Source organism: Bacillus tequilensis, from assembly GCF_012225885.1.
GTDB lineage: Bacteria > Bacillota > Bacilli > Bacillales > Bacillaceae > Bacillus > Bacillus tequilensis.
Map to the genome: position 1 here is coordinate 2,057,262 of NZ_CP048852.1, position 12,195 is coordinate 2,069,456.

Annotated in this window: 11 protein-coding genes; 5 read left to right on the forward strand and 6 right to left on the reverse strand. The window is 39.6% G+C overall.

Annotation, left to right across the window (positions count from 1 at the left end; all coding sequences use genetic code 11):
- Positions 1 to 16: 16 nt before the first annotated feature.
- Both G4P54_RS10775 and G4P54_RS10780 read right to left on the reverse strand, forming a co-directional pair.
- Positions 17 to 511 (reverse strand): YozF family protein, encoded by a 495-nt coding sequence (locus G4P54_RS10775; protein WP_167872650.1) that lies wholly within the window; start codon positions 509 to 511, stop codon positions 17 to 19.
- Between the two features lie 48 nt (positions 512 to 559).
- Positions 560 to 1,474, reverse strand: coding sequence for a VanW family protein (locus tag G4P54_RS10780; RefSeq protein WP_167872651.1), 915 nt, complete (start codon positions 1,472 to 1,474; stop codon positions 560 to 562).
- Positions 1,475 to 1,825: 351 nt separating this feature from the next.
- Between G4P54_RS10780 and G4P54_RS10785 the strand changes: the two genes are divergently transcribed.
- The 3 genes from G4P54_RS10785 (at position 1,826) to G4P54_RS10795 (ending at position 3,449) form a co-directional block, all read left to right on the forward strand.
- On the forward strand, positions 1,826 to 2,308 hold the full coding sequence (locus tag G4P54_RS10785; RefSeq protein WP_167872652.1) for a DUF2975 domain-containing protein: 483 nt from the start codon (positions 1,826 to 1,828) through the stop codon (positions 2,306 to 2,308).
- A gap of 10 nt (positions 2,309 to 2,318) precedes the next feature.
- Entirely contained in the window at positions 2,319 to 2,543 is a 225-nt protein-coding gene (locus G4P54_RS10790) for a helix-turn-helix domain-containing protein (protein WP_024715430.1), read from the forward strand.
- A 111-nt stretch (positions 2,544 to 2,654) separates the two neighbouring features.
- Positions 2,655 to 3,449 carry a DUF817 domain-containing protein gene (locus tag G4P54_RS10795; protein WP_167872653.1) on the forward strand — a complete coding sequence of 265 codons (795 nt, stop codon included), beginning with the start codon at positions 2,655 to 2,657 and terminating at the stop codon, positions 3,447 to 3,449.
- A gap of 387 nt (positions 3,450 to 3,836) precedes the next feature.
- Here the strand turns inward: G4P54_RS10795 and G4P54_RS10800 are convergent, their stop codons facing one another.
- Positions 3,837 to 4,001 carry a hypothetical protein gene (locus G4P54_RS10800; protein ID WP_024715428.1) on the reverse strand — a complete coding sequence of 55 codons (165 nt, stop codon included), beginning with the start codon at positions 3,999 to 4,001 and terminating at the stop codon, positions 3,837 to 3,839.
- Between the two features lie 1,060 nt (positions 4,002 to 5,061).
- On the opposite strand from G4P54_RS10800, the gene G4P54_RS21300 reads away from it, so the two are divergent.
- Complete coding sequence (locus tag G4P54_RS21300) at positions 5,062 to 5,292, forward strand: hypothetical protein (RefSeq protein WP_240939653.1); 231 nt, start codon at positions 5,062 to 5,064, stop codon at positions 5,290 to 5,292.
- A gap of 76 nt (positions 5,293 to 5,368) precedes the next feature.
- Here G4P54_RS21300 and G4P54_RS10805 read toward each other — a convergent pair whose 3' ends face one another.
- Together G4P54_RS10805 and G4P54_RS10810 are read right to left on the reverse strand one after the other, a co-directional pair.
- A complete protein-coding gene (locus G4P54_RS10805) occupies positions 5,369 to 6,265 on the reverse strand; it encodes a CPBP family intramembrane glutamic endopeptidase (RefSeq protein ID WP_167872654.1) in 897 nt (298 codons plus the stop codon).
- A gap of 269 nt (positions 6,266 to 6,534) precedes the next feature.
- Entirely contained in the window at positions 6,535 to 7,170 is a 636-nt protein-coding gene (locus G4P54_RS10810; protein WP_167872655.1) for a type 1 glutamine amidotransferase family protein, read from the reverse strand.
- 374 nt (positions 7,171 to 7,544) lie between these two features.
- Between G4P54_RS10810 and bla the strand changes: the two genes are divergently transcribed.
- Positions 7,545 to 8,459: a class A beta-lactamase gene (bla, locus tag G4P54_RS10815; protein WP_420809517.1), complete on the forward strand. Its 915-nt coding sequence runs from the start codon at positions 7,545 to 7,547 to the stop codon at positions 8,457 to 8,459.
- Positions 8,460 to 8,964: 505 nt separating this feature from the next.
- Here bla and ppsA read toward each other — a convergent pair.
- A complete protein-coding gene (gene ppsA / locus G4P54_RS10820) occupies positions 8,965 to 11,574 on the reverse strand; it encodes a phosphoenolpyruvate synthase (protein ID WP_167872657.1) in 2,610 nt (869 codons plus the stop codon).
- Positions 11,575 to 12,195: the final 621 nt, after the last annotated feature.

Consider the following 12,195-nt stretch of genomic DNA (forward strand, 5'->3'; position numbering starts at 1 on the left):
CAATTTGCTTTACAGCTTAATTAACACCATTTTCAGTGAATGTAAAGGTCTGTTTTAACTGGCGTCCTTCCTGCCCTTTTTGCGTCCAAATAATCACAACTTCTAATTCAGAGGCCTTTTCTGCCAGCAAAAAATGATTAAACCTCATTGGGGAGCCATCGTTTAAACTTTCAGCTAAGGTTTTAGCATCCTCTCTTTGTTTTACGCAATTTTCATCGGGACATCCAAAAAGTGAAAACCTTGTCATTGAATCAGGATCATTTCTATACAATTGCACATCCACCGTAGCCGCTTCTTTTCCTATGTTTTTGACTTCCAAGGAATATACATTATATTTTCCTTCCTTAGGTGCCGCAAATTCTTTTCCTTCTTTTGCTTCACTTACTTCTACTGACCACTGGTCTGTTTGTTGTGTAATGGGCAATACCGTAAAAGTCAGGGCGAGCGCTTTTGATTGAACAAAAGTACATGCAAATAATAAACCGCATATGCAAAATAATACTCTCTTCACTTATTTGTCCCTTCTTCCTTTTTCATTAGTTCTGTCCAAAAATAATATCTACTGCCGGTCGGTTTTTATTTCCTTAGGTATTTGAGAGGGCGCTTTAGGAACTATTCTCAGTTTGTTATTGATCACATCAGAAGAATAAAGCGAAACAATCATACTTCCTCCATATCGTTTTGCCCGAATTAATATTGGCTGGTTATATTGATTTTTAAATCGAAAATCAGGACCACCCCAGCTTACTGTGGCATCACGTCCGGGCGGAACATATGGTACGCTTCTTGTATGGGAATAACGCTGAACAATTCGCAGCCCTGCGCGATCAACTGCATTAAATAATGTTGATGATACCTGGCAAATTCCTCCGCCCACACCTTCGGACAATTCACCTTTCACAATAATAGGCGCGCTTTTGTATCCTTTGTGCCGAGTCCTCATTCCAACAACTTTATTAAATGAAAATGTTTCATTAGGGAAAACAACATAATTGTCAATTGCTTCTGCGGAAAGGGAAATATTATGTGAACGGCTTTTATTATTCGAATTAAAATATGTTACGTACTGACCAAGCTGCTGCGTACTGATGTGAGCAAGCATTTCGCTGTCAACTTTCGGATAAATGTTCAATTCCGGCACTTCTACCTTGGAAGGGCCTTGCCCATAGAAATAAGTATAAAATTTTTCCTTAAACGCCTGCTGATACAGTTTGAAGCCAATCCTGCCCGGGATGATCACTCCTTGATTATTAAGCTTGGCGTTGATCGGCTCCCGATAAATTTGCTTATTGAGCTGTTCGATAAATGTACGGTACTTTTCATGGTCAATCATCGGGGTGCCGGGAAGAGGCATCGTAAAGTTCTCACGGTTAACAGTGGCAATCGTCCGTCCTTGTTGTGTGACCGTTAAGCTGTCAGGCGGCTCGCTCGGTTGAGCCAATAATAAAAGGCCAGTGATCCAAATGTGTATCATAAGTCGGTTTACCTCCTGAGCATTAGTATGAACAGCGGCTTATTTTTTGATGTATGTCTTCCCTCGTTAGTTTGCTTTGTAGAGTTGCTGCATATTTTGAGCAATAAAAAAGCCCTTATAAAGAGCTATATCTCCGAATCTCTGGGCTCACTCATGCACAACGTTCATTTAGTCGCAAAAGTGTAAAACTATAGAGCATCTCTCCGGAATGAGAAATGCTTTTTGTCTTATCTAAATGAAAAAAGTATCTTTTATAGCAATAATAAAATAATCCATTTCGATATTTTTTTATTGAGAAACGATAAAACGTATGGTACATTCAAATGGACAATAATAAGTGAGGTGCTTTTCATGAATCGAGTATCAACACTCTTTTTAAGGATAGCTGTTATTCTTATTGGGATTCCGATTCTAGCTTTGTGTATTTTTGCGGTTCCTAAGATAGCCAATTATACTGCAGAATTATTTCCGAATATGGCTTATATACAATATCTCGTTTGTATCTTTTTGTATGCAGCGGCGATACCATTTTACTTTGCTCTTTATCAAGCGTTTAAATTGTTAAACTACATTGACAAGAACGAAGCTTTTTCTAATATGGCTGTAAAAGCTTTAAAAAATATTACATACTGCGCGGTCACTATCAGCGTCTTGTTTGCAGCCGGCGTGCCAGCCTTTTATTTTGTTGCCGAGACAGACGACGCCTCAGGTATCATCGTCATAGGTTTTGTCATTATTTTTGCTTCAATGGTAATTGCGGTCTTTGCTGCTGTTCTTCAAAAACTGTTAAAAGAAGCGATTGATATAAAATCAGAAAATGACTTAACGGTCTGAGGTGATGAACATGGCAATTATTATCAATATTGATGTGATGCTTGCTAAAAGAAAAATGAGCGTAACAGAGCTTTCGGAGAGGGTCGGCATAACAATGGCTAATCTTTCGATATTGAAAAACGGAAAAGCAAAGGCCATTCGATTATCAACCTTAGAAGCAATTTGCAAGGCTTTAGAATGTCAGCCCGGAGATATTTTAGAATACCGAAGTGATAAAGACACACAGGAGTCATAAACAGGACAAAAGAACAATAAACAGATTTGGCGGTGACCCTATGAACATAACCCTATATCCATCTATGCGTGCCTTGCATATATGCAGAAATAACCTTTGGAGGCACACATCATGAGAGCCCTAAAACAACTCATTCGTTTTGGTTGGGAACAGGCCCTTTCATGTTTGTTTCCTGTCGTTATTTTTGCCTCATTAGCTATTACACAAATCATTCCTCTTCCCTTCTTGCCAAGGTATGACTGGCTGCTCATCATCTGCGTTCTCATGCAGTGGGGGATGGTTCGTTCCGGTCTAGAAACACGGGATGAATTAAAAGTGATCACCTTGTTCCACCTCATTGGGCTCGCTCTTGAACTTTTCAAAGTCCATATGGGCTCCTGGTCATATCCAGAGGAAGGGTATTCCAAAATATTCGGGGTGCCTTTGTATAGCGGCTTCATGTACGCAAGTGTAGCCAGTTATCTATGCCAGGCGTGGAGGAGACTTAATATTGAACTGGTTAAGTGGCCGCCTTTTTTTGCGGTCGTACCGCTTGCGGCTGCGATTTATTTGAATTTTTTCATCCACCATTATTCGATTGACATTCGCTGGTGGTTATCTGGCCTTGTCATCATTGTCTTTTGGCAATCATGGGTTATATATGAGGTGAATGGAATTCGCTACCGTATGCCGCTTGCACTTTCCTTTGTGCTTATCGGATTTTTCATATGGATAGCCGAAAATATCGCAACGTTTTTTGGAGCTTGGACTTACCCAAACCAAACCGAGGCATGGAGCCTCGTTCATCTAGGAAAAGTGAGCTCATGGCTCTTGTTAGTGATTGTTAGCTTTCTTATAGTAGCGACGTTAAAACAAGTTAAGAAACTGAGTCCCGCAAAAACAGAGTCTGGATTAAAGTTCCCTTAGCGTATGAAAGTGAATGAATAAAATGAAAAAGCAGCGATCGAATCGTTGCTTTTTTCTTTTATGTGACTCTGGTTGTTTTTTGACCATTTTGATCAAGCTTTCGGCATTTTACACAGCTCAGAAGTCCCCTCGCCAACTCTATATGGATCAGCGGGTAGTTTGATCTGAATCACCTGCGAAATGAACCAATTCTCACCCTCCCGCTTAGCACGGCAGTTTGGCCTAACTGATGTAACAACGAAAAGCTAATGTCTGCATGTGAGACACTAGCTTTCATGACGGGCAATTAGGTCGTGTAGACAGGCAACACAGCAATCCGGGGTCCTATCACCATCTAATTGCTTTATTTTCCCCACCTCGCTTTAGCTTTCAAAAGATATCTTTTCTCTAAAAAGCCTTAAACACTTGATTAAAGAAAAACATCAAGATGATGATGGCTAGTACAACAACAATCTCAAAAGTATGTGAACTTCCATCTTCATTTTCTCGTTCTTCCTTCTCCCTCATCTGTTCTCTATATTTTCTTTGAATTTCATCCTTTTTCTTATCCATCTTACTCGACCCCTTTCTAAATAAAACCGAGTAATTCTGAATGAGTAAAAATGTCATCTTCTTTTTCAAAAATTATTTTTGTGATAGGTAATTAAAATCACTATTGCTCATGTTATTTAGATTAATGTCTTCGTTTACCTCTTGTATCAAATGGAAAATCAAATTCCAGCAACTCAGAATCTGATTTATACATCTGTTATTTAATAAAGAAGTTGCAATCAGGTTTCATGTTTAACAGATCATCTATAAAAGAATAGGTATCAGCTATGAAGTGTTCATGATATCTTTCTTCAGTTAAGCAATGACCTGAAAAAACTCGACTTCATTTGTGCTAAGAAGCCTGTAAAATTTTATATCCATATCAGCCTCACCAAACAATTGTTATATTAATACTGTCATTTTCTATGATATTCCTACACAAAAGCAGTCTGCTTAGATCGGTTTGTTTTCTTCTCGTCTCTTTTTGTTAAGTTCAAAACCAATGGAGATATTGATAAGCGCAGCAGGAAAGTATAAAATCCCTGCGCCCATTATTCCTATCGCCGTACTTGAACCTACGATAAAGGATTGCATATCTATACTTCTTGCCTTTAAACTGAATAACACAACAAATCCCGCTAAAATGCCTATAAACCGAGCATTACCCGAAAGAAAGAAATCAGATAAGATTCCGAATAATTGGCCAAGGATGGATAACAGGATGCCTATCATACTGGAAAGCACGATTCGTTTTTTTATAGCTTATCACCCCTTTTAATCCTTTTCATTCATTTTCAAGTATCGTATCCCCACTCTAGAGTTACTAAATATTTTTATCCAAGTCAATATTAACCTTTCTCTCATGAAGAACACTACGACAATTGGTTTATAGTTTATAAGTCTGTAAAAAGGCTGGATTCTGCCATTCACGCCGGCAATGCGGAATAGAACAGGGCATTTAGGTTCATTTGCTCTGTTTACATTTTATTCAAAATATTTCTTTAACCTTGATTCTTATTGCTCTCCGATTAAGATGTTTGGTATGTTAACGTTATTTTATGACTGCATAAGGAGTGGTACTTTGTTAAAAATCGCGAAAATTTCGGTCTCTTGCATCGCATTGATTTTTTGTGTATATTCGCTATTTAATCAAAATGAATTATTCATGCTGATCACGCAATTATTCGTTGCAATCCTCTTATCTTTAGTCGGATTTCAAGCAATATCAAGTAAACAAAAATGGTCTGGATATTTACTGTTTGGTTCAGCAGCCTTTATTCTTGGTGTGAACATAGTAAAATACACGATTTGAATTAAATGGAATGACTGCCATAAAACCCGAGGAACAAATATATACGGACCAAAGATTAGCCCAAGCGTCACACTTATCATACTTCCACATCTTTCTCGTTTCTCTTATTCTTACCCCGCCAGCGAGCTATAACTGCAGGTATTAATAGGAGCGTGCCAACAATAAGCAACATAAAAAAGATCACAAACAGAGTTCCAGTACCCGGCACAATTTCTTCATAGGTAATAAAGCGTTCCTCCCCCTGCCGGACGAAAAACCGAGAATTTTCGAGAAAGGCTAAATGAAAGGCGATAGACGTCCATAGGCTTCCCGTTACCATTCGCAAAAGTTGAAGGATAATTCCAAAAGACAACAATAAAATGATGTAACCTAATGTAATAGCGGATGTTTCAATTCCAGCTATATATTGCAACCCGCTTACAGTTAATGGTGCAAGGACAAACAGGATCGGCTGCAGGAGTAAGCCTGTGAAACCATTAAATCGCCTGTTTAGAGCTGAATACACCGTCCCTCGAAACGTTAATTCCTCTGGAAAAGCTTCATAAAAGAAAGCGATCATCATATTTAAGAGCAATGATGTCACTAAATGTCCAGAAAAGTGAAATTGTGTAATTTTAATCCAGCCCAATAAATGGGCGATCGTGAATCCAGATCCGGATAGAACAATCACATATATTGCCCCCATCATGGCTTTAGGAATGGCTTGCCGCCACCCAGACAGTCCGATAGAGCAGAATGGTCTACTAGACGACCGTTTAAGCAGAATGTAGAGCAACGGGACATTAATTAAAGTCACTAAACCTGCTTGGATACTGTGCTGCAAGAGCTTGGAAGCCCCTGCTTGACTGGCCATTGTACCGACTAATGTAGCAAAAAACAAAGCGAATACGAATGATCCCCAGCTGAGCAAAATAGTGACTGACCATTTGGGATGATTGCTATGCCCGCTTTGGATATGATGAATCTGTGCCATTTGGATACCCCTTTCATCTCATGAAAATATGCACTAAACAAGAAAATAAATTGTGCAACTTGATTCAACTTTATGGTTACATTACGATCCAAATGTTGTTATTGTTTCACATTTATGCATCAACTTGCTGCCTTCTGATGAAATTCAGTACAAAAAAAACGATCTGCTATCTGCTGCACCGCTTTCTTTCTGACAAACGAGTATCTCAGGTTATTAGAATTGCATAAAAAAATGCCCCATAAGTTCAGGGACACTTAGTTAAATGGTTCTTAATTTCCATTTAATGTATTCATCAGCTCGAAGAAATATTCAGGTTTATGAGTTTTATTTAGCTTATACCATGAGTGCAATGTATCAGGTGCAAACACATCCAATTTTTTCAGTACTTCCATCGCAAATTCCAGGGGAGCTATTCCTGAAGCAGTTACCAAATTTTCATCAGATATTGAAGGTCCCTTTTCATATAACTCTTCTCCTTTATAAGCAGGGCAGACCATTTTCAAATACTCTAAGTCATTGCTTGTATGCTTTCTAGAATCTAAGATTCCTTCATTCGCGAGACCAAGGGTTGCACCGCAAATAGCAGCAACAATCGTGCCAAGCTTCAAAGCTTCGCCAGCTTTTTTCAAGATCGGCTGATGAATATCTTCTCCCCACGTATTTCCTCCGGGTAAAATGACAAGGTCATGACTCTCAAGAGTACACTCATTAAGGGAAATATCTGGTTTGATGCTTATTCCTCCCATCGTCGCAACCGGTTCTTTATTAGCTCCTACTGTAACTACTTTTAATGGTGATCGATCTTTTTTAAAATATCTCCCTGAGTTTAGTTCAGCAATTAAATATCCATATTCCCAATCTGACATTGTATGAAAAACATAAAGATAAACGTTCCTTGTTTTCATTGATTAACACTCCTATCACAATCAATTGATAAAGCTTTCTAACAGATGACTTCCGTACAGCTGCATCAGTTCATTTTTGGATTTACTGGTTTGATATGTCATATTAAACCCCTTTTCATAATGACATATGGGTGGCAGCAAAACAATTATAGAAATACACCCTGAACCTTTTCCTATTAAAAGTAATGTAATATTCTGCGTATTGTTCATTCTAAAAATAAATTGTCTTGTTTATGATTAAAAATCGAAAAGTGAGATGAATTTGATTTTATGTTTACGAGCTTAATAGGTTTTGTTACACTAACTCTCATGGGAAACGTCATCAATTTTTTCCTGATTTTATGATGTTAATTGGATGAGGAGGCGTGGTTACGTTGAAGAACGCAGCGTCAATAAAATTCGGAATATGTGTTGGACTTTTATGTCTAAGCTTTGCTGGTTTGTATCCTTTATACAGCCCAACACATGCTGAAGCAAAATCCATAGAAGACACAAAAGTGACAAGCTGTATAACGAATAAAAAATTTGTTCAGCTTGAGAAAAAGTTTGATGCGAGGCTTGGCGTTTATGCAATTGATACAGGTTCAAACAAGACAATCTCTTATCGGCCGCATGAACGATTTGCTTACGCCTCAACCTATAAAGTTCTGGCCGCAGCTGCTGTCCTGAAGAAAAACTCAATTGAAAAACTTAATGAAGTCATCCACTACAGCAAAGACGATCTTGTTACATATTCTCCAATCACAGAGAAACACCTAGATACAGGCATGAGTCTAAAAGAAATCTCTGAAGCGGCTATCCGTTACAGCGATAATACCGCTGGGAACATATTGCTGCAGCAACTTGGCGGCCCTAAAGGTTTTGAAAAGTCACTGAAACAAATGGGCGATCATGTAACGAAAGCAAATCGATTCGAGACTGATTTAAACACTGCGATTCCTGGTGATATTCGTGACACAAGCACTGCAAAAGCACTGGCAACCGATCTTAAAGCTTTTACTTTGGACAACACTCTCACAATTGACAAGCGCACGATCTTAACCGATTGGATGAGGGGCAATGCGACCGGAGACGAACTGATTCGGGCAGGTGCTCCAATTGGATGGGAAGTCGGCGATAAATCCGGAGCCGGAAGTTACGGGACACGAAATGACATTGCTATCGTTTGGCCGCCTAACAGAGCTCCTATTGTTTTGGCCATCCTATCAAATCGGTTTACGAAAGATGCTAATTATGATAATGCTCTTATCGCAGAGGCAGCAAAAGCCGTCCTTAACGATCTTAAATAAAGAGCTTGAAACACCATATTGAGCTTTGATGTTCAGCCTTTTGCCCCGAAGGAAAAAACTCTGCTTTTAAACCCACCGTTCATTCTTTTTGAACGGTTCTTTTATATTCTCAGTATTACTTCTCTCTTTCTTTTCAGTCAGCATCATACTTTAGAGTCCCACCCAAAACTTTTTTTCAAATGTTTGTATGTGGTTGCCTACGCACCATATCCTTACTCTTGTTCCGTTTTTCAATTCATATTTTGTTCCAGCATACGTTTATCATAATGTCGTCTGCCACCTATGTGTTCTGTATCTCAGCCCCCTTTATAATCAAGATTTCACCTTTTAAGATCCATTATTCACTTACTAAAAAAGCCGGATTCCTCCTCTAAGAGGTTCCAGCTTTTCTTATTGTGCTATCGATTTTTGTTGAATCAATGGGAACTGCTAATCCCGTCAGCCCGCCACTCCCAGTTAGGGGCTGATGGGAGAATTCTGTTGGCTCCCTACCCTCCACCGGCTATTATAATATTTCAATGTAGCCATCAGTTCCATGAAGGCGAATTTGTTGCCCATCTTTTATCAGCTGGGTAGCATTTTCAACTCCAACAACTGCCGGTAAACCATATTCACGCGCTATAACTGCTCCATGGGTCATCAATCCGCCAACTTCGGTAACCAGGCCTTTTATGGATACAAACAATGGTGTCCAGCTAGGATCAGTATAGGAGGTGACTAATATATCTCCGTCCTCTAGAACAGCATCTTCCATGTTTAAGATGACACGCGCGCGCCCCTCAATCACTCCTGAAGAAACAGCCAGGCCTGCCATGGCATCAGCTGGGAGATTTTCTCGATTATACTCCCCTGTAATGATTTCACCGTCAGAAGTGATCACACGCGGCGGAGTCAGTTTTTCATATAATTTGTACTCCTCTTTTCGTTTTCTGATGATCTGGTCATCCATTTGATTGGTGCGTACAGCTTGGTGAAGTTCTTCAAACGTAAGATCAAATATATCTTCTTTTTCATGGATAAGTCCCGCTTGTACGAGTCGTTCGGCTTCTTTCAGTAAAGCCTGCTTATAAACGAAGTAGCGCTGAACCATGCCGTACTTTGGATATTCCCGGTAACCGCTGAAATTCCGGATAATGTCGATCATTCGTTTGGTTTCTTTGGCTTTTTGTTCACCCTCCGGTAATTGCTTCAATCGGTCTAATAACTCTTGTTCTTTCTTCAAAGCCTCCTGCCGCCCTTGCTCAAATTTTTGATGGCTGGCATGAGGCTCAAAGTTCTTAATATTATTAAGAATCATAGGGACAAGTGTAATTGGCTTTTCACTCCAGCGAGCTCTGGAAATATCAATTTCTCCGGCACATCGCATTCCATATTTGCTGAGATAATCATAGATAGCATCCTGAGCCTCTTGTCCACCCTCTAGTTGATGCAGTTCATCTAAAAAGTCATCCTCTTCTACACGTTGTAAATACTCAATGACTTCCGGATAAGGGCGAATCACATCTGCGACATCCAATAACGCCAGACCCATTTCTGAAGTAATATTGCCTGGCACAGATTGAGAAAGCGTATCTGCTGCGTTTTTTTCGCCCAACCACTTGTTCATGTGTTCATTAATCCATATTGATGCATCCATAGCTGACTTAATCACAGCCGAACTTTGCGGGTCAAATAAAATCTTCTTTAATTGCTGGAGATCTGTCAGGATAAAATCAAATAAATCGGCTCCCGATTTCGTTTGGATCGTTTGTTTTAACTCGTCTAACGATGTTTGACTGCGCTTAATCAAATCAGAGACGATGGCCGGATCGTTCTCGATTTGTGCTTGAGAACCCGCAAACGGAATGCCTTTACGGCTTTGACCAGGAATTTGTTCCTTTTTATCATTTGGTAACAATTTTATAAAATCCCGCTCTATTATGGTCATGAGTGCGCCTTTTATGAGCGGATCGGATTCCATGGTATTTAATAAAGTGTCCCGGCCGACAGTTGTAGCCAGCCAATGTGCAACATCAACAAATAACCTCCCACCGGCTTTACGCATAGGTGCAGGAGTAATTAACAGGTAAAAAGACAATCCCAATGGTTTTATGGGATCTGTCATCATTTGCTGGTGACCGACAGAGATATAGACGTGATTTTCTTGATCTTCCGTTTCAGGGATAGGGTATAAAGTCGTGATTGGCCGACTCTGGACAATGTAAAATGTATCATCAGCCAAACACCATTCGATATCTTGCGGCTGACCGAAATAAGCTTCGATCTGCCTTCCGATACATGCCAATTGTAAAATTTGTTCTTCAGTAAGGGTTTGAGTTATTTGTTGATCAGGATCAATCTGCCTTCTCTCTGTTCCGCCTTCTTTACGTCCATAAATAGCCCATTTTTTGGTTGCTATCCTCCTCTCAACGATTTCCTCATCACGAACTTTATAATTATCGGCAGATACCAAACCAGAGACCAACGCTTCCCCAAGACCAAAACCGGCATCGATGGATACAAGCTTTCGATTGGAGGTGATTGGATCAGAGGTAAATAAAATCCCCGAAGCCTGCGGAAAGACCATCTTTTGAACGATAACTGATAAATAAACTTGCCTGTGATCGAAACCATTCTGCATACGGTAAATTACCGCGCGCTCCGTGAACAGGGAAGCCCAGCATTTGCTGATATGCTGTAAGATCGCATCTTTGCCGATAATATTTAAATAGGTGTCTTGCTGACCGGCGAAAGAGGCATGTGGTAAATCCTCAGCCGTCGCACTGGACCGCACTGCGTAGGCATGTTCCTCGCCTAATTTAGAGAGAGATTGAGTAACTGCTTTTACAACGTCAGAAGGAATTTCCACTTTCATAATGATTTGCCGAATCTCCCTGCTGATTTCACCAATTTGATCTCGATCCTCTATTTTTAGCATGGCTAATCGTTCCAACAAAACATGATACGTTTCGTTTTGTTCAATTGCTTTTTGGTACCCCACTGTTGTCACACAAAATCCTTCTGGCACTTGTATCCCTTGAATTTTTGATAATTCCCCTAAATGTAGCCCTTTTCCCCCAACGAGCAAAAGCTGTGTTTTTTCCATTTCGTGAAAACCGAGCACCAAAGAACCCATTCTACATCTCTCCTTCGAAAAAAAATTTGACAAGAGCTTTCCAGCTTGATATAATAAAATTATAAGATGGGTAACTATAACTTTATATAAGGGAAAGCAGACGTGATCTGATTATATCATTGCGTCTTTTTTTGTGCAACTCAAAAAGAACCTGAACATTTTCATCAGGTTCTTTCTTAATTTCCCGATCCCCCGCCCTTCCTGCATAATCACCTAAGGATTTCTAAGATTGGGTTCTTTATGTCCCGACCTTTAGACTCAGAATGGTTTAGATATAGGAATCCTTCATATCATTTTCCTTCCAAGCTCACTCTATGTAAACTTCACTAATCATTGATTTGGAAAAATAAAAAGACTGCCAAATCTAACTTCTTATACATAAGCTATCGTGTTCTGTGATCATCTTCTGGTGTATAACGCCAATCCCAAAAAGGCTCTTTCATAGGCCAGTATATATATCGGCCTAAAACTTTCTCAAAGTTTAGGTTTAGTGGTTTATATTCTATGCCGCTTTCTAATATAAAGAGATCAATTATGGTCACTTGATCCACTTTTCCCCTGTCTGTCATTCTTCCAGTAAGTCGCCAATCGGGATGCTGTTGTTGCCTTCAAACAAGTCCT

Coding starts and splice junctions, on each gene's coding strand:
- G4P54_RS10780 (WP_167872651.1), bottom strand. CDS start 1,474: ATGATACACATTTGGATCACTGGCCTTTTATTATTGGCTCAACCGAGC.
- G4P54_RS10785 (WP_167872652.1), top strand. CDS start 1,826: ATGAATCGAGTATCAACACTCTTTTTAAGGATAGCTGTTATTCTTATT.
- G4P54_RS10790 (WP_024715430.1), top strand. CDS start 2,319: ATGGCAATTATTATCAATATTGATGTGATGCTTGCTAAAAGAAAAATG.
- G4P54_RS10795 (WP_167872653.1), top strand. CDS start 2,655: ATGAGAGCCCTAAAACAACTCATTCGTTTTGGTTGGGAACAGGCCCTT.
- G4P54_RS10800 (WP_024715428.1), bottom strand. CDS start 4,001: ATGGATAAGAAAAAGGATGAAATTCAAAGAAAATATAGAGAACAGATG.
- G4P54_RS10805 (WP_167872654.1), bottom strand. CDS start 6,265: ATGGCACAGATTCATCATATCCAAAGCGGGCATAGCAATCATCCCAAA.
- G4P54_RS10810 (WP_167872655.1), bottom strand. CDS start 7,170: ATGAAAACAAGGAACGTTTATCTTTATGTTTTTCATACAATGTCAGAT.
- ppsA (WP_167872657.1), bottom strand. CDS start 11,574: ATGGGTTCTTTGGTGCTCGGTTTTCACGAAATGGAAAAAACACAGCTT.